Genomic DNA, 21642 nt, shown 5'->3' with positions numbered 1-21642 from the left:
CAGTCCAGCGTCGAGCCATCGCGACGGACGTCCATAATCAGCGTTCGCGCCAGGCCTTGTTGAAACTCGATACGATAGGGTCGAGCAGATAGGCGAGAAAGGTTCTGTCCCCGGTGCGCACGAACACGTCGGCCAGCATTCCTGGATGGATCTTCTGTCCGCCGAGCCGGGAAAGCTCCTCTTCGGGCACCTCGATACGCACAAGAAAGTAACTCTGACCGGTGCGTTCCTCTTCGAGGATGTCCGCCGAAAGGTAGCTCACCGAACCGTCCAGTTCAGGCAGTGTTCGTTGATCGAATGACGACAGTTTCACGCCCGCTGCAAGTCCGGTACGCACGCGGTCGACGTCCTGCGGACGCACTTTCGCTTCGATCATCAGACGTTCATCGGTCGGGACGATCTCCAGCAGTACCTGTCCGGGCGCAACCACACCGCCCTCGGTATGGGTTTTCAGGTCCGTGACCGTGCCTGCCACCGGCGCGCGCAGTTCTGTCTGGGCGAGGACGTAGTCGGCTGCCTGCATGCGCTCGGTGTAGTCGAAAAGTTCGGTCTGAACCGTGCGCAACTGTTCGGTGACTTCTTCGTTGAAGGTCTTGCGCGCCTGAAACTTCTGCAACTCCCGCTCGCTGATCGTCGCCCTCGCGGAGGCAATGTCCGACATGTGCTCTGCGCGCTCGCCCTCGACTCGCGCGATTTCGCGCTCCAGGTTGCGGTACTTGGTCTTCTCCACCATTCCCTTGCTGAGCAGATCAGTCAATCCGGCCAGTTCGGTCTGCAGACTCTCAAGCTGGGTCTGCTTTGCCTTGCGCTGGCTGTCCAGCCCTTCAATTCCCGCCTGCGTGGCGGCGATCTGGCGATCAAGAATGCTTAGATGGCCCTGCAAAGACGCCCGCCGCGCAGCGAACTGTGACTGCTGCGTCTGCAACAGTTCGGAGACGCGCGGCTCATTGCGTCGTGCAAGCAATTCGGCCGGCCAGGAAATCGATACCTGGCCGTCGCGCTCCGCGATCAGGCGCGCCTGCAAGGCCAGCGCGGCGTCGTACTGTGTCTGCAACACGCCCTGTGAAGCGCCGGCACGCGTCTCGTCAAGGCGGATCAGTACGTCACCGGCCGCCACTCGATCACCGTCGCGCACGAGGATGGCCTTGATGACCCCGCCTTCCTGATGCTGGACCATCTTGCGGTTGCCGACCACCTTGACCGTGCCGCTCGCGATCACCGCGCTCGATAGCGGAGCCAGCGTGGACCACAGTGCGGTCACCCCGAAGGTTGCGGCCAGAATGAGTAAACCGGTCAGACGCCAGCGCCGGAGTTGAGCACTCGCCGCGGCATCCCCGATCACCAGGCCGGGTGGCCGGGCAGCGGATTCAGACATGACCGGCTCCCGTTCCGCCGCTCCCCGCCGCGCGGCGGGCCACGACGCGACGCGTGATCTGCGGCATGATCTCGGCAGTCGGGCCGAAGCTGGTGATCTGCCCCCGTTGCACAACCATCAGTCGATCGGTGCCGCCCAGCACGGCTGGCCGATGAGCGATCACGATCACCGTGTGGCCCGCTGCGCGCAGCGTATCCATGGCCTGACGAACGGCATTTTCGCCTTCGGTATCCAGATTTGACGTCGGTTCGTCGAGTACGATCAGCGCCGGCTGTCCGTAGAAGGCGCGCGCCAGACCGATGCGCTGACGTTGGCCGCCCGAGAGGTTGACACCTCCGGGGCCGATGCGTGTGTCGTAGCCTTGTGGCAGTTCAAGGATGACCTGGTGCGCGCCAGCGAGTTGCGCTGCCTCGACGACCCGCATCGGGTCAGCGTCGCCGAAGCGTGCAATGTTCTCGGCAATGCTGCCGGGGAACAATTCGATGTCCTGCGGCAGGTAGCCGATATGGGGTCCGACCTGTTCACGCGACCAGTCGGCAATATTTGCTCCATCCAGACGCACGACGCCCACCAGAGGACGCCATACGCCCACAGCCAGCCTCGCCAGGCTCGTTTTCCCCGCTGCGCTGGGGCCCGTGATACCCAGGCAGGTGCCGGCCTCAAGCGTAAAGGTCAGATCGCGTACGGTGGGCTTGCGGAAATCCGGCGGTGCCCCGGCAACGCCCTCGAATGACAGTCGACCGGTCGGGGCAGGCAGAGCCATGGTCGCGGCGGGCTCGACGCTCGCGCCAAACTCCCGGAGCAGACGGCCATGCGCCTGACGGGCCTGCACAAAGCCGCGCCATCCACCGATGGCGGCCTCGACCGGTGCCAGTCCGCGGCCCATCACGATGGAGGCCGCGATCATCACACCGGCCGTAGTCTGCTCATCGATCACCAGCCAGGCACCGACACCGAGGATGGCAATCTGCAAAGAAAAACGCACGGCCTTGGCAAGCGCTGAAATATCACCCCCGCGATCGCTGGCCAATCCCTGGAGGCCAAGTCCCAGTTCATGTCGCTTGCGCCAGATCGCGCTCAGCCCCGGCAGCATACCCATTGCCCTGACCGCTTCGACGTTGCGTGCGCTGATTTCGGCGAAGCGGGTGCAGGCAGCCAGCTCATCCGCCGCTTCAGCAAGCGGCAAGCGTGTTGCGCGCTCGTTCCACAGCCCCAGTGCAAACAGCACGATGGCGCCGAGCAGTGCGACATGTCCCAGCATGGGGTGAAGCAGATACACCAACCCGATGTAGATGGGAATCCACGGCGCATCGAGCAAGTTGAGTATCTGCGCGCTCGACAGAAAGCCGCGCAGGACGTCGACGTCGCGCAGTGCCTGTCCGTTGCGCCCTGCAGAAAGCGTGTGCGCGAACACCTGACCGGACAACTGCGCGTCAAAGCGGGCTGCCATGCGCACCAACATGCGCGTGCGCACGACCTCAAGCGCCGCGAGCGTGGCGAGGCAGGCGCCGGCGAACAGTGTGAGGTAGACCAGTGTCGGCACACTGCGCGCTGCGAGCACGCGGTCGTATACCTGCAACATATAGATGGACGAGGTCAGCATCAGCAGATTCACGAACAGACTGAAGAACGCGATCTGCTTCAATACCTCCGTCACGCCGTCCATGGCGCGGCGAAAGGGCGTGTTCAGCCTCGGGCGGCCATCCTGCTTTGCGGACATGCTGCGATTCGGTCGGGCGATAGGCTTGTCTGAAGATCCTTTGAGGCGACGAACTCAGATCGCCACAACGCTACGGCATACACACACCAGTTTAACCTGAGCTCGCCTACGAAAACCGTGTCACTTGCTGAGTGATTCGCAATGCAGGCTAGGAGAGCGGAAATGACTAAGCCGAAAGGGGCGGCGAGGACATCGGGCGTGATCGGTCAGGCCTTGTTCAGCTGGGTCAAGGTCAATCTTCAAGGCAGGCTCGCGGGTTCGGACACCAAGCCGGTCCGGGCAACGATACGCTGCTGGCTCACATCAAAGCGATTCATGCCCAGACGCATGGCGGCTATGGCTGGCCGCGCATCACGAAGGAGTTGCTGGCCCGCGGCGTGCGGGCGGGCAAGGATCGCGTGCGCAGCTGCACGGCATCCGCGCCAAGGGCAGGCGCCGCTTCAAGCCCGCAGTGACGGCAATCACAACCTGCCCGATTGCGCCAAACCGGCTCGATCGCGAGTGTGTCGTGGCCGGGCCTGACCGGGTCCAGGTGGGCGAGATCACCTGAATCGCCATCGGCGAAGCGGAGCGCGACCAGTGGCTCATGTGCATGCGCACGGCGATGGAAGAAGTGCTGCCGCCGGATGACTCCAACGCCCAGTTGTACGGCGCGCTGGCTGACCTCGCGGACCACATGCGGAATATGGCGGGGTGAGCGGCCGACGGCATGCCTGCCTTCATGGAGATCGGCTGACAGACCCGCGGCATTGAGGTGCGGCGGTGCCGGAGACGCTTCAGCGACGCCCGGAGTCAACGCGTCGAAGGCGGCTCCGCGCCCGTGCGCTACTTCATCCCGCGAGATGGCGCAGGATGCTGGCCAGTATCTGCGGCACGCGCTGCGGGTCACGGCCGATGTCCTGCAGCAGCGCGTCGACCGTCGCGGTACCCGGCAACCCGGCCCAGGCCGACATGTCCTGCGGCGTCGCACTGACGTAAGCCATGCGCCAGGTGCCGAAGGTCGGCGCCTCGACCTCCGCTTCGTGGAAGACGGTGACCGTATCGTGCCGCGTATCGCTTGCGATGCTCGCCATCAACGCCCGCACGACCCCTTCCTCGCCTTCGAGTATCTGCAGAAACACGCCATCGACGAACACCAGTGCACCGGTGACGTTGCGCGCTTCATTGCCGGCGCGCGCATCGACCAGGATCTGCTCCAGATCCGCCGCCGTCATCGGTCGGGTGGCCTGGGAGGAATACACGATCTGATAGGTCATGGCGACGCTCGCGGGTGAATGAGGGCGAGCAATGGTACGACGGTCTGCCCACAGCCCGCCACGGGCCGCTCGGAAAGCGGCCGACGTCACAATGGCATGACGATCCGCCAACGCGAGCAGCGCAAACAGGGGATAGATCCTGAAGCATTGCCGAACGTAGAGGTGGCTTCATTGATAGAACAGAACGGCTGCCGGTCTGCCCCCCTGTCATTCAGCGCCGCTTCCGGAACTCGCCGGCAAACGCTTCAGAGGCCAGACGCATCCTGTGCGACGATGCGTTCCCGAGCGGTCGAGCGGTGATCCGCGCACGCATCCCGCTCACCCGCCCCGGAGCCCCCGCATGGACAACATCTACGAGCAGCATCTGGCGCGCAACGCGGCCAACTTCGTCGCCCTGTCGCCGGTCAGTTTCGTCGAACGCAGTGCTGAAATCTTCGGCGACCTGCCGTCGGTGGTGCACGGTGAGCGCCGCTACACGTGGGCGCAGACACGCGAGCGTGCCGCCCGGCTGGCGGCGGCACTGCGCGCCCTCGGCGTCGGGCGCGGCAGCACGGTCAGCGTCATGCTGCCCAACACCCCGGAAATGGTCGAGGCGCACTACGCGGTGCCGGCGCTCAATGCCGTGCTCAACGCGCTCAACACACGCCTTGATGCCACACTGCTGGCCTGGCAGATGAACCACTGCGAAACGCAGGTGCTCATAACCGACCGCGAATTCGCCGCCGTCATGGCGCCGGCGCTCGACATCCTGCGCGAGCGCTTCGGCCGCAGCCCGCTGGTGATCGACGTCGACGACAGCGAATACACCGGTGCCGGCAGCCGCCTCGGCGCGCACGAATACGAAACGCTGCTCGCCGCGCACCCGCCGCTCGCCCGGCTCGACGGCCCCGCCGACGAATGGGACGCCATCGCCGTCAGCTACACCTCGGGCACCACCGGCGACCCGAAGGGCGTGGTCACCCACCACCGCGGCGCCTATCTCAACGCGCTGTGCAACGCGGCCGCCTGGACCATGCCGCACTTCCCGAAGTACCTGTGGACACTGCCGATGTTCCACTGCAACGGCTGGTGCTTCACTTGGACGATCGCCATGCTCGGCGGCACCCACATCTGCCTGCGCAAGGTCGAGGCCGGTGCCATCCTCGACGCCATCCGCGCGCACGGCGCCGATCACTACTGCGCCGCGCCCATCGTGCACAGCCTCATCTACAACGCGCCGGACGCACTGCGCACCGGCATCAACCACGCGGTGCGCGGCATGGTGGCGGGCGCTGCGCCCCCGGCGGCGATGATCGAAGGCATGGCACGCATCGGCTTCGACATCACCCACGTCTATGGCCTGACCGAAACCTACGGCCCGGCCGCGGTGGCCGTCAAACGCCCGGGCTGGGCGCAGGAAAACCTGTTCGAACAGACCCGCCTCAACGGCCGTCAGGGCGCGCGCTACCCGATGCAGGAAGGCATGACCGTGCTCGACGCGGGCACGATGGCCGAAGTGCCGGCCAACGGCCACACCATGGGCGAAGTCATGTTCCGCGGCAACATCGTCATGAAGGGCTATCTGAAGAACCCGGAATCGACCGCGAAGGCCTTCGAGGGCGGCTGGTTCCACACCGGCGACCTCGGCGTCATCGAACCCGACCGCTACGTCAAGCTGAAGGACCGCAGCAAGGACATCATCATTTCCGGCGGCGAGAACATCAGTTCGCTCGAAGTCGAGGACGCGCTCTACCGCCACCCCGCCATCGCCGCCTGCGCCGTCGTCGCCCGCCCCGACGACAAATGGGGCGAAACCCCGGTCGCCTTCGTCGAACTGAGGTCCGGCGCCACGGCGAGCGCCGAAGAACTGATCACCCACTGCCGCGGGCTGCTCGCCGGCTACAAGGTGCCGCGCGAAATCCGCTTCGAGGAAATTCCCAAGACCTCGACCGGCAAGATCCAGAAGTTCCAGCTGCGCAACCGCCTGAAGTCATCGAGCGCGATCGGGTGATCACACGGGTTCGGCAGCCCGATCGAATACGACGACCGCTTTACGAACAATCTGACGTTCTTGCAGGCGCGTTCCACTGATCGCGAACCGGCGCGCTGATCACGCACCTGCCTCGGCTCAACGTTCGTAGTCGCCATCAATGGGCGACGCGGGGTTTCGGCGAGCACGGTGCGCTGCCCGCAGCATGAAAACAGGGGACAGACACCCTTTTCATTCGGCACTTCGATATTCGTGGTCTGTCGGCTGTTTCTCCTGTTTCTCACCGGCCGCCACTCCGGCTGCCTCACGTCGCTCGGCGCGCGCCATCAGGTGCGTGTGGGCGCTTTCAGCCAGGAGGCAGGCCGCCACACCCAGTACCGCCTGCCTGAGCCAGGGTGCCGGGGCCCGGGTTCGGCGCACCAGGGTGTCGAGCAGGCCGGTGGTCGCGCGGCCGAGCGTCCACAGCACCAGGCTTATCCCCACGCCCATGGCGACCACGAAAATCAGGAACTCCAGCATGTCCGTCGGTCCGGCGGTGTGCGTGGCGTGGCCCGAGGCGGACCAACCGTAGAACGCGACGGCGGGTGCACTCAGGGCTGCAAACAGTGGCCAACTCGTCGCCAGATGCCGCAGGATGCCCAGCCCGATCAAGGTCACGATGGCCTGCGCAAGGGGCGGCCAGCCGTACAGGTCAGCCAGCGCGGCCAGGGCCAGCCAGGGTGCGATGTATCGGGCCAGCCCGGGGCCTTTGGGCATGATCGGCGCCTCGCCGGCAACGATCAGCGGCTCGGGCTGCGAGCGCCCCAGGCCACCTTGAAGCAGATCGAAACCCAGCGCAGTCAGAACAGCGCCCAACAGGATCGCGTGCAAGCCGGGGGGCGCCAGCCAGCTGAACAGCATCCACCACTGCAGGTTGCCTGCGGCGGTCAGGAAGAACGGCAAAAAGGCCGCCAGGCCGGCGAGGAACATGACACACCCCACCACCAGACAGGCCCGCACCACGGGGTCACGGGTGTCGCGGGGCTGAGCGGCAGGCACTTTGCGCCGCTTGTAGCCGAACTGGGTGATGCGCCCCGGCAACTTGAAATGAACGCCGATCACGAGCGTTGCCGGGACGAGCAACAGGAGATCGAAACGAAACAGTGCCCACAGCGCCAGCAGGGCGAAGCAGGCATACAGCACGCGCCGAGTGAGCGGCATGCGGTCGTCGTGCGGCGATTCGCGGGTGTTGGGCTCGGGGTGTCGGTGCATGGTGAATCTATAGCGGCAGCCGCATGCAGCATATTGACTGCGAATGGCCACCCTTTCCGTGAACGGGACGCAGCGCCGGCGACCCGTGCTCCGTGAGCCTCAGCGCCGCGCCTGCCACTCGTCCGGGTCCCGGGCAGCGTGCAGAACAGCCAGCACGGAAATCCTGCCGTCGATCACCAGATAGAACACGCCACAGGGAAACCGGCGCAGCAGAGCGCGGCGAATGCCCCGATGGACGTCGGGGTAGAGAAATGGATTTTTCGAGATGCGTTCGAAGGATTCTTCGACGCTGCTCAGGAAGTCATCGCCCAGACCACGACGACACTCCTGATAGAAGGCGTAGCTGCTCGCAAGATCGCGTTCCGCTTCGGGGCGGACGAACACCTTGCAGCTCATGTCAGGCGCTCGTGATGCGCCGCTTTACGTCCTTCCAGTCATCGCCGGGGTGCGCGTCCAGCGCCAGTGCGGCCAGCCGCTGATCGAGCACCGCCTGCTGTGCGGGCGTCACCGGGATGTCGTTTGCCGAATCATGGACGCTGTCCCACAGCTTCTGCGCAAGCAGGATGCGTTCGCTGGCGCTCAAGTTCTGAATGTCCATAAGCTGAATTCCTCTGCCAAACGTCGGCTGAAGGATACCCCGAATGCGTCAGGCAACGGATCGGCGCGGCGATCGAGCGTACCTGCGATGCGCGCGATGCGTCGTAGACAAGGAAGGCCGCCCGAGGGCGGCCTTCTTCATGGCAGCGCCACGTCGATCAGAACAACCCCGACACCTTGCCGTTGTCGTCGATGTCGATCTTCTCTGCGCTAGGCACCTTGGGCAGGCCGGGCATGGTCATCATGTCACCGCAGACGGCGACGACGAAGCCGGCGCCGTTGGCCAGGCGCACTTCGCGCACGTTCAGGGTGTGGCCGCTGGGGGCACCCTTGGCGTTGGCGTCGGCCGAGAACGACATCTGGGTCTTGGCCATGCACACCGGGAAGTGGCCGTAGTCGGCGTTCCAGCTTTCGAGCTGCTTGCGCGCGGCGTCGGCGAAGGTCACTGCACCGGCGCCGTAGATCTTGGTGGCGATGGTGGTGATCTTGTCCTGCAGCGTGGCGTTGGCGTCGTACACGAAGGTGTGCTGGCCGGGCGCGTTGTCGCAGATGTCGGCGACCATGCGGGCCAGTTCTTCGGCACCGGCGCCACCGCTCGCCCAGTGGCGGGCGATGACGAACCTGCCGCCGAGCGCTTCGATGCGGCTCTTCAGCAGCGCGATTTCTGCGTCGGTGTCGAAGGTGAAGTGATTGACCGACACGACGCACGGCAGGCCGTAGTGCTCCTTGATGTTCTTCAGGTGGCGCTCGATGTTGCAGATGCCCTTTTCGAGCGCGGCCAGGTTTTCCTGGTTGAGCTCTTCCTTCTTCACGCCGCCGTGGAACTTGAGCGCGCGGATGGTGGCGACCAGCACGACGGCGGCGGGGTTGAGCCCGGCCATGCGGCACTTGATGTCGATGAACTTCTCGGCACCCAGGTCGGCGCCGAAGCCGGCTTCGGTCACGACGTAGTCGGCCATCTTCAGGCCGGCCTTGGTCGCAGTGACCGAGTTGCAGCCGTGCGCGATGTTGGCGAACGGGCCGCCGTGGATGATGGCCGGGTTGTTTTCCAGCGTCTGCACGATGTTCGGCTTGATCGCGTCCTTCAGCAGCGTGGCCATGGCGCCCTGCGCCTTCAGGTCGCTCGCATACACCGGCTTCTTGTCGCCCATCGTGTAGCCGATGATGATGCGGCCGAGGCGTTCCTTCAGGTCGGACAGCGAACCAGCCAGACACAGGATGGCCATCACTTCGGAGGCGACCACGATGTCGTAGCCGTCTTCGCGCACGAAGCCGTTGGCGGTGCCGCCCAGGCCGATGGTGATCTTGCGCAGTGCGCGGTCGTTCATGTCGACCACACGCTTCCACTGGATGAGGCGCGGATCGATGCGCAGCTCGTTGCCGTGGTTGATGTGGTTGTCGATCAGCGCCGACAGCAGGTTGTGCGCGGCACCAATGGCGTGGAAGTCACCGGTGAAGTGCAGGTTGATGTCTTCCATCGGCACGATCTGGGCGTAGCCGCCGCCGGCCGCCCCGCCCTTCACGCCGAACACCGGCCCGAGAGACGGTTCGCGCAGGCAGATCATGGTTTTCTTGCCGATGCGGTTCAGCGCGTCGCCCAGACCGACCGTGGTCGTCGTCTTTCCTTCGCCGGCCGGCGTCGGGCTGATCGCGGTGACCAGGATGAGCTTGCCGTCCGGGCGGTCCTTCAGCGTGTTCAGATATTCGAGCGACACCTTGGCCTTGTAGTGGCCGTACGGCTCGATCGCATCTTCCGGGATGCCCAGCTTGGACACGACCTCGCTGATGCGCAACATCTTGGCCTGCTGTGCAATTTCAATATCGGATGCCATATCGGTTTTTTCCGTGTAGTCGAGATGTGGTCATGAATCGGATGCGGACGCGACCGGCGAGTGCCGATGCGCGCCCCCTCTATATATATGCAGCGATCAGGTCGCCGCGGCGATGCTGTCGGCCTTGGCGATCAGCGCCTCGGCCATGCGGATGCTGGCGATGTCGATCAGGCGCCCGTCGAGCGACACCGCACCGCGACCTTCCTTCGCCGCCTGCGCCATCGCTTCGAGGATGCGGCGGGCCTTGGTCACTTCGGCGGCCGACGGCGTGTACACCGTGTTCGCCAGTTCGATCTGCGACGGGTGGATGGCCCACTTGCCTTCGTAGCCCAGCACCGCGGCGCGATTCGCCGCGGAAATATAGCCGTCCGGATCGTTGAAGTCACCAAACGGGCCGTCGATCGGGCGCAGGCCGTAGGCGCGGCAGGCCACCATCATGCGCGTCTGCGCGGCGTGCCACGGGTCGGTCCAGAAGGCCTGGCGGTTGCCGGCTTCGTCCTTGTCGCTCAGCACGACGCTGTCCTTGTTCACGCCGCCGATCACGGTCGTGCGGGCGCGCGTCGAGGCAGCGTAGTCGGCGACGCCGAAGCTCATCGCTTCGAGGCGCTTCGACGACTGGGCGATCGCTTCCACATTGGCCATGCCGAGCGCGGTTTCGATCAGCACTTCGAAGCCGATGCGCTTGGTGCGCTTCTTGGCCGCTTCGATCTGCGTGACCATCATGTCGACCGCGTACACGTCGGCCGCCACACCGGCCTTCGGGATCAGGATCATGTCCAGGCGCGGGCAGGCTTCGACGATGTCGACCACGTCGCGGTACATGTAGTGGGTGTCGAGACCGTTGATGCGCACCATCATCGTCTTGGTGCCCCAGTCGATCTCGTTCAGGCCCTGGATGATGTTCTTGCGTGCCTGTTCCTTGTCATCCGGTGCGACCGCGTCTTCGCAGTCCAGAAAGATGATGTCGGCGGCCGACTTGGCGGCCTTTTCGAACATGCCCGGGTTGGAACCCGGGACGGCGAGTTCGGAACGGTGCAGGCGCGGTGTGGCTTGTTCGATGATCGTGAAGCTCATGGATGTCTCCTCCGGTGATGGTGCGAATGTTGAATGAATGCTTCGAAAACGATGGAGGGCGGTCCGTCGGTCAGCCGGTGGCGCCGAAACCGGCAGCCACGCAGTTGATCGACAGCAGCAACGCCTTGCGGAATTCCTCCTTGCGCGCCGCGTCGTCGGTCTGGCGGTAGGCGCGCAGCAGACCGATCTGCTGCCGGCTGACCTGATTGACCACCGGCAGCCGGTGCGCCAGCTTCTGGCGGTAGTCCGGGAAGCGCTCGGCCAGCGTGCGCGAACCGGACAGCCGAAGGATCTGGCTGCAGGTGATTTCGTGCTCGCGCACGATCATGCCGAACACCTCTTCGCGCACGCCGGCGTCGGCCACCAGCAGGCTGTATTCGCGCGCCAGTTCGAGATCGACCACGGCGAGCGTCTTTTCGACCTCGTCGACGATCAGCCGGAACAGCGGCGATTCGTTGAACATGCGCGCCAGCAGCGCCTCGCCGCTGGCCCCGCGCACGCGGGTGAAATTGGCCAGACTGGAGCCGACTCCGTACCAGCCGGTGATCAGGTGGCGGTTCTGCGCCCACGCGAACACCCACGGAATCGCCCGCAGCTCGGCCAGCGAACGCGCGCCGAAACGACGCGCCGGCCGCGAACCGATGTTGAGCAGCGAAATTTCGTCGAGCGGGCTGGCTTCCTGAAAGTAGCTCACGAGACCGGGATGGCCGATCAGGTTGGCGTAGGCGGCGTGCGCCGCGCCCGACAGGGCTTCGAGTGCGTCGTCGAACTCGGCCACCAGCGTGATGCCGTCGCTGCGACCGGACTTCAGCGCGTGGTCGAACACGCTGGCGGCCAGCAGTTCGAGATTGAACGCGGCCGTGCCCTTGTTCGCATATTTGGAAGAGATGACCTCGCCCTGTTCGGTCAGGCGGAAGATGCCCTGGATCGAGCCGGCCGGCTGCGCCGCAATCGCGCGCCCCGCCGGCACGCCGCCGCGGCTGACCGAACCGCCGCGGCCGTGGAAGAAGGCGATCTTCACGCCGGCTTCCGCGCCGACCGAGGTCAGCTTCATCTGCGCCTTGTACAGTTCCCAGTTCGAAGACAGGAAGCCGCCGTCCTTGTTCGAATCCGAGTAGCCGATCATCACTTCCTGCACGCCGCCGAGCGCGCGCACCGAGCGCTTGATCAGCGGCATGGCCAGCAGCTCGCGCATGATGGCCGGCGCGCGGCGCAGGTCTTCGATGGTTTCGAACAGCGGCATGATGGGCAGCGCACAGCGCTCGACGCCGCCCGGGTCGGCATACAGCCCGGCCTCCTTCGCCAGCAGATAGACACCGAGCACGTCCGACACATTGCGCGTCATGCTCAATATGAAGCTGCCGAAGGCGTCGCGGCCCAGGCGCGGCCGCAGTTCGGCGATCAGCCGGAACAGGCCCAGGGTCTCACTGGCCACCGCCGGCAGTTCGTCGAAGTCACGCGGGCCGCTGCGCGGCTGCGCCAGTTCGGCCAGCAGCCAGTCGCGCCACTCGGCGCCGGTCTGCTCCGGGGCCGGAGTGTCCGCCGGCTCGCCGCGGCTGGCGCGCCACAGCGCTTCCAGCGTCTGCGTGACGCGGGTGGAGTTCTCACGCAGGTCGAGCCGCACGGTGCTGAAGCGGAACACCTCGACCTGGCGGCGCACCGGACGCACTTCGCTGCCGGCCAGTTCGGCCAGACCGCAGTCCGCCAGGCCGGTTTCCAGTGTGCGCAGATCGGCGATCAGGCGCTCGGCCGATTCGTAGCCGTGGCGCGCGCCGGCGTCGTTCGGCTCGCCCAGCGCGTCGGCGATGCTGTCGTCGAGCCGGGCCAGCATGCACACCAGGAACTGGCGGAACGGCTCGCCCGGATTGCGCGCGGCGATCGCATTGCCGTCGCTGCGCTCTTCCAGCGCCAGCGTCAGCGCGTCGCGGAAGTCGTCCGGCAGCGCAAGCGCCGCCTCGGTCACCGACAGGCTGCGCACCAGATCGAACACGCTCTGCCGGTGACGGCGCAGCGCGGCCAGCCGGCATTCGGTCAGCGCGCCGCGCGTGATGGCGTTGGTGACGAAGGGGTTGCCGTCACGGTCACCGCCGATCCACGAACCGAATTCGAGAAAGCCGGGCAGTCCGGCTTCGTCGGCACCGAAGTGTTCGGCCATCGCCTCGTCGGCGCGCGCCAGCACATCGGGGGCAACGTCGAACAGGGTTTCGTTGAAGAAGTGCAGGCCCCAGGCGATTTCCTGCGACACGTTGGGCTTTTCCAGCCGCAGTTCGCCGGTCAGCCAGAGCAGCTCGATTTCATTGCGCAGCGTGCTTTCGAGCGCCGTGCGCTCGCGCGGCGTCCAGCGCGGCGATTCGAGATCGATCAGCAGGCGGTAGATGCGGCGGTGCCGTTCCAGCACGGTCACCCGCTTGGCTTCGGTCGGGTGGGCGGTCAGCACCGGCCGCACCTTCAGGCCGGCGAACGCGGCACGGACCGCGTCGGCACTCAGGCCGGCGTTGCGGGCGGCGGCGAACACATGGGCAAAGGTGCCGGGCAAACATTCCCGCCCCTGCAGACGCTCGACTTCGCGTCGCTTGCGCATGCCGCCATTCTGTTCGGCGATCGACAGCAGCTGGAACAGGATGCCCTGCGCCTGGATGGCGCGGCCGAGCATCTGCGGCGACAGCCCGGCGCCTGAGGTGCCGCCGGACAGCACGTTCAGCAATTCGGGATGATGGCGCTGGACCACCTCGCGCAGCAGCGCGAACAGCAGGTCGACCGCCTTCTCGGAAAAATCGTGCCCCGGTGCATCGGACGACGCCGGGACGGAAACGGGATCACTCACCACGATGGACTTTCGCTGGTCGAGGTTGGGCGCTGTCCGCCGGACCGGAGCGGCCCGACGGACAGTGCAGCGCAGCGGATGGCGCCGGGATCAGACGTCGTTCGATCAGAGCTTCGCCATCATGGCGGCGACGGTGGTGCCCAGTTCGCCCGCACTCGGGGCGACCGACAGACCGTAGGAGCGCATGATTTCCGACTTTTCCGCGGCCGAATCACCGGCGGCCGAAATGATGGCGCCGGCGTGGCCCATGCGACGGCCCTTCGGCGCCGTCAGGCCGGCCACGTAGCCGACCACCGGCTTGGTCATGTTTTCCTTCACCCAGGCCGACGCTTCCGCTTCCTGCGGGCCGCCGATCTCGCCGATCATGACGACCGCCGTCGTTTCCGGATCTTCCTGGAACTTCATCAGGTGATCGAGGAAGGACGAGCCGTTGATCGGGTCGCCGCCGATGCCGACGGAAGTCGACACGCCGATGCCCAGCGCCTTCATCTGCGCCGCCGCTTCGTAGCCCAGCGTGCCCGAGCGCGACACGATGCCGACCGTGCCCTGCTTGTAGATGTGGCCGGGCATGATGCCCAGCATGGCCTTGCCCGGGCTGATGATGCCGGCGCAGTTCGGGCCGACCATCAGGGTGCGGCGCTCTTTCGGGTAGCGCATCAGGTAGCGCTTGACGCGCATCATGTCCTGCGCCGGGATGCCGTCGGTGATCGAGCACACCAGCTGGATGCCGGCATCGGCCGCTTCCATGATGGCGTCGGCGCAGAAGGCCGGCGCCACGAAGGTGATGCTCGCTTCGGCACCGGTCGCCTCGACCGCTTCGGCCACCGTGTTGAACACCGGCTTGCCCAGATGGGTCGAGCCGCCCTTGCCCGGCGTGACGCCGCCGACCACATTGGTGCCGTACTCGATCATTTCCTTGGCGTGGAAGCTGCCTTTGTCGCCGGTGAAACCCTGGACGATGATCTTGGTTTTCTCGTTGATCAGAATGCTCATGTCTAAATCCTCTAGTGCATCGGTTATCCGCTGCGCGCCGCGCGCCGGGCCGCCCCGGGGGCGGGTGCAGCCCCCGCGGGGGGAAGCGGGCGGAGTGAGCGTGGGTATCCTTTTACTCAGCTCGCCGCGTGGGCGCGTGCCGCTTCGACCGCCTTCTTCGCCGCTTCGGTGAGCGAGCTGGCGCTGATGATGGGCAGGCCGCTTTCGCGGATGATGCGCTGCCCTTCCTCTTCGTTCGTTCCGGCCAGGCGCACGATCAGAGGCACCGTGATGTCGATGTCGTTGCACGCCTGCACCACGCCCTGGGCGACCCAGTCGCAGCGGTTGATACCGGCGAAGATGTTCACCAGGATGGCCTTGACGTTCTTGTCCGACAGCACGAGGCGGAAGGAATTGGCCACGCGCTCGGGCGAGGCGCCGCCGCCGACGTCGAGGAAGTTGGCCGGTGCGCCGCCGGCGTACTTGATGGTGTCCATCGTGGCCATGGCCAGACCGGCGCCATTGATGATGCAGCCGATGTCGCCGTCCAGACCCACGTAGTTCAGGTTGTGTTCGGCGGCCTGCACTTCGCGCGGATCTTCCTGCGACGGGTCGCGCATGTCGGCCACGGCACGCTGGCGGAACATCGCGTTGTCGTCGAACGACATCTTGGCGTCGAGTGCCAGCACACGGTCGTCCTTGGTGACGACCAGCGGATTGATTTCGACCATGGTCGCGTCGAGATCGCGGAAGGCGCGGTAGGCGCCCATGATGGCGGTGACGGCACGCGAAACCTGCTTGATGTTGAGCTTCAGGCCGAAGGCGATCTGCCGGGCCTGGAAGGCCTGAAGGCCGACCGCCGGCTCGACCACGACCTGCATGATCTTTTCCGGCGCGGTGTTGGCCAGTTCTTCGATGTCCATGCCGCCTTCTGCCGAGGCGATCACGCGCACCCGCTCGGCCTTGCGGTCGAGCACGATGCCCAGATACAACTCGCGTTCGAACGGCTCGGCGACTTCAACGTAAACACGCTGCACCGGCTTGCCTTCAGGGCCGGTCTGCACCGTCACCAGGCGCTTGCCGAGCAGTTCGCGCGCCGCCGCATCGACTTCATGATAGGTCTTGCACAGCTTGATGCCGCCAGCCTTGCCGCGAGCTCCGGAGTGCACCTGCGCCTTCACCGCCCAGTGCCAGCCCCCCAGTTCGGTCGCCGTGTAGACAGCCTGATCCGGGCTGTAGGCCACGCTGCCGCGCGGCACCGGAACTCCGAAACCGGCCAGCAACTCTTTCGCTTGGTATTCGTGAATGTCCATGCTCCACCTTCTGTCAGATTGAATTCAGAGGACTGTTTGTCGCCGCATCACCGGCTCCCCGACGTCGGGCGGCACGGAGGTCCGGAAGGCAAACCTATGGATTTGATTATGGGTGAGGCTGTTTGAATTAAGCTTCACTTATACTTATCCCGGCGATAAGAAAGTCCGATACGAGGGCTTGCGTTCGTACGATATAGTTGATTTGTCTTGTTTTAGTTCACGCGCCGACGCCCTAAACCGGGCCAGACGCTCACTTCCCCGAAAGGCATCCCATGTTTGACCCGAAACAGACCATCGCCCATTCCGATCCCGAACTGTGGGCCGCCATGGAAGCGGAGTACGCACGTCAGGAACACCACATCGAGCTGATCGCGTCGGAAAACTACGCCAGCCCTGCGGTGATGGAAGCGCAGGGTTCGGTACTGACGAACAAGTACGCAGAGGGTTATCCGGGCAAGCGCTACTACGGTGGCTGTGAGTTTGTCGACGTTGCGGAACAGCTGGCGATCGACCGCCTGAAGGCGCTGTTCGGCGCCGAGTTCGCCAATGTGCAGCCGCATTCGGGCTCGCAGGCCAACGCCGCTGTGTATATGTCGATGCTGCAGCCGGGCGACACCATCCTGGGCATGTCGCTGGCCCATGGCGGTCACCTGACGCACGGTTCGTCGGTGAACTTCTCCGGCAAGATCTACAAGGGCGTCGCCTACGGTCTGGATCCGGAAACCGAAGCGATCGACTACAAGCAGGTCGAAATGCTGGCGCATGAATACAAGCCGAAGATGATCGTCGCCGGCGCGTCGGCCTACTCGCTGCACATCGATTTCCAGCGCTTCCGCGAGATCGCCGATTCGGTCGGCGCCTACCTGCTGGTCGACATGGCCCACTACTCCGGCCTGATCGCGGCCGGCCTGTACCCGAGCCCGATCGGCATCGCCGACTTCGTCACTTCGACCACGCACAAGACGCTGCGCGGCCCGCGCGGTGGCGTGATCATGGGCAAGGCCGAGTTCGAGAAGCCGATCAACTCGATGATCTTCCCGGGCATCCAGGGCGGTCCGCTGATGCACGTGATCGCCGCCAAGGCCGTCGCCTTCAAGGAAGCCTCGACGCCGGAATTCAAGGCCTACCAGCAGCAGGTGCTGAACAACGCGCAGGTGATGGCGGAAACGCTGGTCGAGCGCGGCGTGCGCATCGTGTCCGGCCGCACCCAGTCGCACCTGTTCCTGGTCGATCTGCGCGCCAAGAACATCACCGGCAAGGAAGCGGAAGCCGCGCTGGGCCGCGCCCACATCACGGTTAACAAGAACGCCATCCCGAACGATCCGCAGAAGCCTTTCGTCACCAGCGGCATCCGCATCGGCAGCCCGGCGATGACGACCCGCGGTTTCAAGGAAGCCGAGGCGAAGCAGGTTGCCAACCTGATCGTCGACGTACTCGAAGCACCCACCGACGACGCCGTGATCGCGCGTGTCGTCGCTGACGTCACCCGGTTGTGCACCGCACTGCCGGTATACGGACGCAAATAAGGACTGACCGTGAGCGCCATGAACGCCACCAGGGAATTCCCGATTTCAGAACCTTCAAGACTTAGAAACATTCATTTCAGGAGATTGACGTATGCGTATCGCAGGCCGTAACCATCTGTACGTGCCGGGCCCCACCAACACGCCGGACCGTATCCTGCGTGCCATGGTCGTGGCACAGGAAGACCACCGTTCGCCCAAGTTCCCGGAACTGACGTTGTCGGTTCTGGCGGACCTGAAGAAGGTGTTCAAGACCACCGAAGGCACGATCGTCACGTTCCCGGCATCGGGCACCGGCATGTGGGAAGCCGCGCTGACCAACACGCTGTCGCCGGGCGACAAGGTGCTGTGCTCGCGCTTCGGCCAGTTCAGCCACCTGTGGGCCGACATGGCGCAGCGCCTCGGCTTCGAGGTGCAGGTCATCGACACCGACTGGGGCACGGGTGTGCCGTACGACAAGTACGAGGAAATCCTGCGCGCCGACAAGGAGCACAAGATCAAGGCCGTGCTGGCCTGCCAGAACGAAACCGCCACCGGCGTCTCGAGCGACATCGGCAAGGTGCGCAAGGCCATGGACAACGCCGGCCACCCTGCGCTGCTGATGGTCGATACGGTGAGTTCGCTGGTCAGCATTGACTTCCGCATGGAAGAGTGGGGCGTCGACTGCGCCGTGTCGGGTTCGCAGAAGGGCTTCATGCTGCCGGCCGGCATGGGCATCCTGGGCATGAGCTCGAAGGCGATCAAGGCGATGGAAGGTGCGACCTCGCGCCGCTGCTACTTCGACATCGGTGACATGCTGAAGAACAACGCCACCGGCTACTTCCCCTACACGCCGTCGATCCCGATGCTGTACGGCATGCGTGAAGCGCTGGACACGATTTTCGAGGAAGGCCTGGAGAACATCTTCGCCCGCCACGAATATCTGGCGAACGGCGTGCGCGCCGCGATCCACGAAGGCTGGAAGCTGAATCTGTGCGCCAAGGCGCCGGAGTGGTATTCGAACACCGTCAGCGCCATCCTGGTGCCGGAAGGTTTCGACGCCGCCAAGGTGATCAGCAACGCCTACGCACGCTACAACCTGTCGCTGGGCGCCGGCCTGTCGAAGGTCGCGGGCAAGGTGTTCCGCATCGGCCACGTCGGCGACCTGAACTGCCTGTCGTTGATGAGCGCGATCGCCGGTGCCGAAATGTCGATGCTCGACAACGGCATCAACGTGACCCCGGGTTCCGGTGTCGCGGCCGCCTCGACCTACTGGCGTACCCACACGCAGCAGGTAAAGTAAGGGCCCGGCGTCCGTTTCAACCCTCTTGAACGGCCGGGTTCGCCCGGCCTTTTTTGCATTTACAAACACTGCGAGGAAAAAGCATGTCGCAACACGTCGTGTTTCTGGATCGTTCGACGCTGAAAGCCACCGTGCGTCGGCCGTCGTTCGAGCACACCTGGGAAGAATACGAGACCACCTCCCCCGCCCAGGTGGTCGAGCGCCTCAAGAATGCGACCGTGGCCATCACCAACAAGGTTGCGTTGCGCGGCGACGTGCTGGCCCAGTTGCCGAACCTGAAGATGATCGGCGTCGCCGCCACCGGCTACGATGTGATCGACGTACCGGCCTGCCGCGAACGCGGCATCACGGTGTCGAACATCCGCAACTACGCAGTGCATACCGTGCCGGAGCACGCGTTCGCGCTGATCCTCGCACTGCGCCGCAGCATCCTGGCCTATCGGCAGGACGTGGAGCGCGGCCGCTGGCAGGAAGTGGATCAGTTCTGCTTCTTCGATCACCCGATCCATGACCTGTTCGACAGCACCATTGGCATTTTCGGCGAAGGCGCGCTCGGCCAGGGTACGGCGAAGATCGCGCGCGGCTTCGGCATGAAGGTGCTGTTCGCCGACCATGAAGGTCCGAAGGCGCCGGGTGTGGAATTCACGCCGGTCGAACAGGTGCTGGCCGAGTCCGACATCATTTCGCTGCACTGCCCGCTGACCGCGGACAGCCGCAACATGTTCAGCATGGCTCAGTTCAGGAAGATGAAGCGCAGCGCCATCCTGATCAACACGGCGCGCGGCGGTCTGGTGCATGAAGAAGATCTGGTGACCGCGCTGAAGGAAGGCGTCATCGGTGGCGCCGGCTTCGACGTGCTGACCAAGGAGCCGCCGAAGGAAGGCAATCCGCTGCTCGACCTGCGCCTGCCCAACTTCATCCTGACGCCGCACGTCGCGTGGGCTTCGGATGGTGCCATGCAGTTCCTGGCCGACCAGTTGATCGACAATGTGGACGCCTACGTCAAGGGCAGCCCGGTCAACACCGTGACCTGAAAACCGTTCGCCGCGCCCCCGCCGGCGGTGCGGCGTTCATCGAGACAGCGAGAGACGACAATGAAAAAACTGCTTTATCAATTCGACACCGATGAACATCCGTCGGTGTTCGACAACGTCGTGTGCAACGACGGCGGCGCCGATCACGTGATCGGCTACGGCGGCGTGCATCCGCACAACGTCGGGGCCATGGTCGATGGCGCCATCTTCACGCGCGCGCCGAAGGACAAGAAGAACACCGCGATCTTCATCGGCGGCAGCAACATGGCCGAAGGCGAAGCCCTGTTCAAGGCGGTGAAGAAGAAGTTCTTCAGCAACTTCCGCGTATCGGTCATGCTCGACAGCAACGGATCGAACACCACCGCGGCCGCCTGCGTCGCCTGGCTGGGTCACCGCGGTCCGCTGAAGGGCAAGAAGGTCGTCATCCTCGGCGGTACCGGCCCGGTCGGCACGCGCGCTGCCGTGATGCTGGCCAGCGAAGGTGCGACGGTCACGCTGGTGTCGCGCAAGCTGGCCACCGCGGAAGATGCGGCGAAACAGCTGAAGGCCACGTTCAACCTCGACGTCGGCGTTGCCGAAGCGGCCGACAACGATGCGCGCGGCCGTGCGATCGAAGGCGCCAACATCGTCATAGCGACCGGTGCCGGCGGCATCCAGCTGCTGGAAGAGCGTCACTGGAAGGACAACCCGACGCTGGAAATGATGGCTGACGCCAACGCCACGCCACCGCTCGGCATCGAAGGCATCGACATGATGGACAAGGGCGCGGTCAAGCACGGCAAGATCGTGTTTGGCGCCATCGGTTTCGGTGCGCTGAAGATCGCGCTGCAGCGCGCCTGCGTGGCCAAGCTGTTCGAAAGCAACGACATCACGCTGGATGCGCCGGAAATCTACGCGATGGCCAAGACGATGGTGGGCTGAGCGATGACCATGATCAAGGACAAGCCGGTCACCACCTTTCTCGACGAACTGGCCAGCAACGCGCCCACGCCCGGCGGCGGCAGTGCCGCGGCCATCATGGGCGGCATGGGTGCAGCACTGGTCAGCATGGTGTGCAACCTGACCATCGGCAAGAAGGCGTACGCCGAAGTCGAAGGCGACATGAAGGACCTGCTGGCGCAAGCCGAAGGCCTGCGCGCCACGCTGACCGATTTCATCCGCGCCGACGTCGAGGCCTTCGACGGCCTGATGGCCGCCTACGGTCTGCCCAAGGACACGGACGAGCAGAAGGCTGCGCGCTCGGCCGCGATCCAGGACGGCCTGAAGATGGCCACCGACGCACCGCTGGCCTGCGCCCGCGCCTGCGCCGACGTGATCGCCCTCAGTCTGGTGGCGGCCGAAAAGGGCAACAAGAACGTCGTGTCCGACGCCGGTGTCGCCGCGCTGGCCGCCCAGGCCGCGCTGCGTTCGGCAGCGCTGAACGTCGACATCAACGTACCGAGCATCAAGGATGCCGATTTCGCCGCCTCGCGCCGCGCCGAAACCGACGCCCTGCTCGCCAGGTGGGTGGCGGAAGCCGATCGCGTGGTCGAGGTGGTGAAGAGCAAGCTCTGAACCGTCAGTTCGGTCATCAAGGGGCGCCTGCGGGCGCCCTTTTTTTCGGGCGAGCGCGGAGGTNCG

Annotated in this window: 19 protein-coding genes; 8 read left to right on the top strand and 11 right to left on the bottom strand. The window is 65.0% G+C overall.

Features of this window, described 5'->3' with window-relative positions; genetic code table 11:
• Window positions 1-37: 37 nt before the first annotated feature.
• Both NMQ16_RS13330 and NMQ16_RS13325 read right to left on the bottom strand, forming a co-directional pair.
• Window positions 38-1375, bottom strand: coding sequence for an HlyD family type I secretion periplasmic adaptor subunit (locus NMQ16_RS13330; RefSeq protein WP_257081249.1), 1338 nt, complete (start codon window positions 1373-1375; stop codon window positions 38-40).
• Window positions 1368-3020 carry a type I secretion system permease/ATPase gene (locus NMQ16_RS13325; RefSeq protein WP_257081247.1) on the bottom strand — a complete coding sequence of 551 codons (1653 nt, stop codon included), beginning with the start codon at window positions 3018-3020 and terminating at the stop codon, window positions 1368-1370. Before NMQ16_RS13325 ends, NMQ16_RS13330 begins: the two co-directional genes overlap by 8 nt.
• A 266-nt stretch (window positions 3021-3286) precedes the next feature.
• Between NMQ16_RS13325 and NMQ16_RS19395 the strand changes: the two genes are divergently transcribed.
• Together NMQ16_RS19395 and NMQ16_RS13315 are read left to right on the top strand one after the other, a co-directional pair.
• On the top strand, window positions 3287-3550 hold the full coding sequence (locus NMQ16_RS19395; protein ID WP_373566792.1) for an IS3 family transposase: 264 nt from the start codon (window positions 3287-3289) through the stop codon (window positions 3548-3550).
• A 95-nt stretch (window positions 3551-3645) separates the two neighbouring features.
• Window positions 3646-3792 (top strand): hypothetical protein, encoded by a 147-nt coding sequence (locus NMQ16_RS13315; protein ID WP_373566791.1) that lies wholly within the window; start codon window positions 3646-3648, stop codon window positions 3790-3792.
• Between the two features lie 133 nt (window positions 3793-3925).
• Here NMQ16_RS13315 and NMQ16_RS13310 read toward each other — a convergent pair whose 3' ends face one another.
• Window positions 3926-4351, bottom strand: a complete 426-nt coding sequence (locus NMQ16_RS13310) for a BLUF domain-containing protein (RefSeq protein ID WP_257081246.1) — start codon at window positions 4349-4351, stop codon at window positions 3926-3928.
• Window positions 4352-4691: 340 nt separating this feature from the next.
• On the opposite strand from NMQ16_RS13310, the gene NMQ16_RS13305 reads away from it, so the two are divergent.
• A complete protein-coding gene (locus NMQ16_RS13305; protein WP_257081244.1) occupies window positions 4692-6341 on the top strand; it encodes an acyl-CoA synthetase in 1650 nt (549 codons plus the stop codon).
• Between the two features lie 210 nt (window positions 6342-6551).
• Here NMQ16_RS13305 and NMQ16_RS13300 read toward each other — a convergent pair whose 3' ends face one another.
• From NMQ16_RS13300 to NMQ16_RS13265, 8 genes are all read right to left on the bottom strand, one after another.
• Window positions 6552-7571 (bottom strand): hypothetical protein, encoded by a 1020-nt coding sequence (locus NMQ16_RS13300; RefSeq protein ID WP_257081242.1) that lies wholly within the window; start codon window positions 7569-7571, stop codon window positions 6552-6554.
• A 99-nt stretch (window positions 7572-7670) separates the two neighbouring features.
• Window positions 7671-7967, bottom strand: a complete 297-nt coding sequence (locus NMQ16_RS13295) for a type II toxin-antitoxin system RelE/ParE family toxin (RefSeq protein ID WP_257081241.1) — start codon at window positions 7965-7967, stop codon at window positions 7671-7673.
• 1 nt (window position 7968) lies between these two features.
• Window positions 7969-8169, bottom strand: coding sequence for an addiction module protein (locus NMQ16_RS13290; RefSeq protein ID WP_257081240.1), 201 nt, complete (start codon window positions 8167-8169; stop codon window positions 7969-7971).
• Window positions 8170-8326: 157 nt separating this feature from the next.
• On the bottom strand, window positions 8327-10000 hold the full coding sequence (locus tag NMQ16_RS13285; RefSeq protein WP_257081239.1) for a formate--tetrahydrofolate ligase: 1674 nt from the start codon (window positions 9998-10000) through the stop codon (window positions 8327-8329).
• Window positions 10001-10096: 96 nt separating this feature from the next.
• Window positions 10097-11074 carry a CoA ester lyase gene (locus NMQ16_RS13280; RefSeq protein ID WP_069037546.1) on the bottom strand — a complete coding sequence of 326 codons (978 nt, stop codon included), beginning with the start codon at window positions 11072-11074 and terminating at the stop codon, window positions 10097-10099.
• Between the two features lie 70 nt (window positions 11075-11144).
• On the bottom strand, window positions 11145-13898 hold the full coding sequence (locus NMQ16_RS13275; RefSeq protein WP_257081238.1) for a phosphoenolpyruvate carboxylase: 2754 nt from the start codon (window positions 13896-13898) through the stop codon (window positions 11145-11147).
• Window positions 13899-14003: 105 nt separating this feature from the next.
• Complete coding sequence (gene sucD / locus NMQ16_RS13270) at window positions 14004-14891, bottom strand: succinate--CoA ligase subunit alpha (protein WP_257081237.1); 888 nt, start codon at window positions 14889-14891, stop codon at window positions 14004-14006.
• A 116-nt stretch (window positions 14892-15007) separates the two neighbouring features.
• A complete protein-coding gene (locus NMQ16_RS13265) occupies window positions 15008-16183 on the bottom strand; it encodes a malate--CoA ligase subunit beta (RefSeq protein ID WP_069037549.1) in 1176 nt (391 codons plus the stop codon).
• A 272-nt stretch (window positions 16184-16455) separates the two neighbouring features.
• Here NMQ16_RS13265 and glyA point away from each other — a divergent pair, with 272 nt between their 5' ends.
• The 5 genes from glyA (at window position 16456) to fchA (ending at window position 21576) form a co-directional block, all read left to right on the top strand.
• Window positions 16456-17709 (top strand): serine hydroxymethyltransferase, encoded by a 1254-nt coding sequence (gene glyA / locus NMQ16_RS13260; RefSeq protein WP_257081235.1) that lies wholly within the window; start codon window positions 16456-16458, stop codon window positions 17707-17709.
• A 91-nt stretch (window positions 17710-17800) separates the two neighbouring features.
• Window positions 17801-18988, top strand: coding sequence for an aminotransferase class V-fold PLP-dependent enzyme (locus NMQ16_RS13255; protein ID WP_257081234.1), 1188 nt, complete (start codon window positions 17801-17803; stop codon window positions 18986-18988).
• Between the two features lie 83 nt (window positions 18989-19071).
• A complete protein-coding gene (locus NMQ16_RS13250) occupies window positions 19072-20022 on the top strand; it encodes a D-2-hydroxyacid dehydrogenase (RefSeq protein WP_257081233.1) in 951 nt (316 codons plus the stop codon).
• Window positions 20023-20082: 60 nt separating this feature from the next.
• Complete coding sequence (locus NMQ16_RS13245) at window positions 20083-20943, top strand: NADP-dependent methylenetetrahydromethanopterin/methylenetetrahydrofolate dehydrogenase (protein WP_069037553.1); 861 nt, start codon at window positions 20083-20085, stop codon at window positions 20941-20943.
• Between the two features lie 3 nt (window positions 20944-20946).
• Window positions 20947-21576, top strand: coding sequence for a methenyltetrahydrofolate cyclohydrolase (fchA, locus tag NMQ16_RS13240; RefSeq protein WP_257081232.1), 630 nt, complete (start codon window positions 20947-20949; stop codon window positions 21574-21576).
• Window positions 21577-21642 lie beyond the last annotated feature (66 nt).

Origin of the sequence: Methyloversatilis sp. XJ19-49 (genome assembly GCF_024580145.1) — a bacterium.
Taxonomy (GTDB): Bacteria; Pseudomonadota; Gammaproteobacteria; order Burkholderiales; family Rhodocyclaceae; genus Methyloversatilis.
Note: the sequence above shows the minus strand (reverse complement) of the source record. Positions and strands in the feature narration are given on the sequence as shown.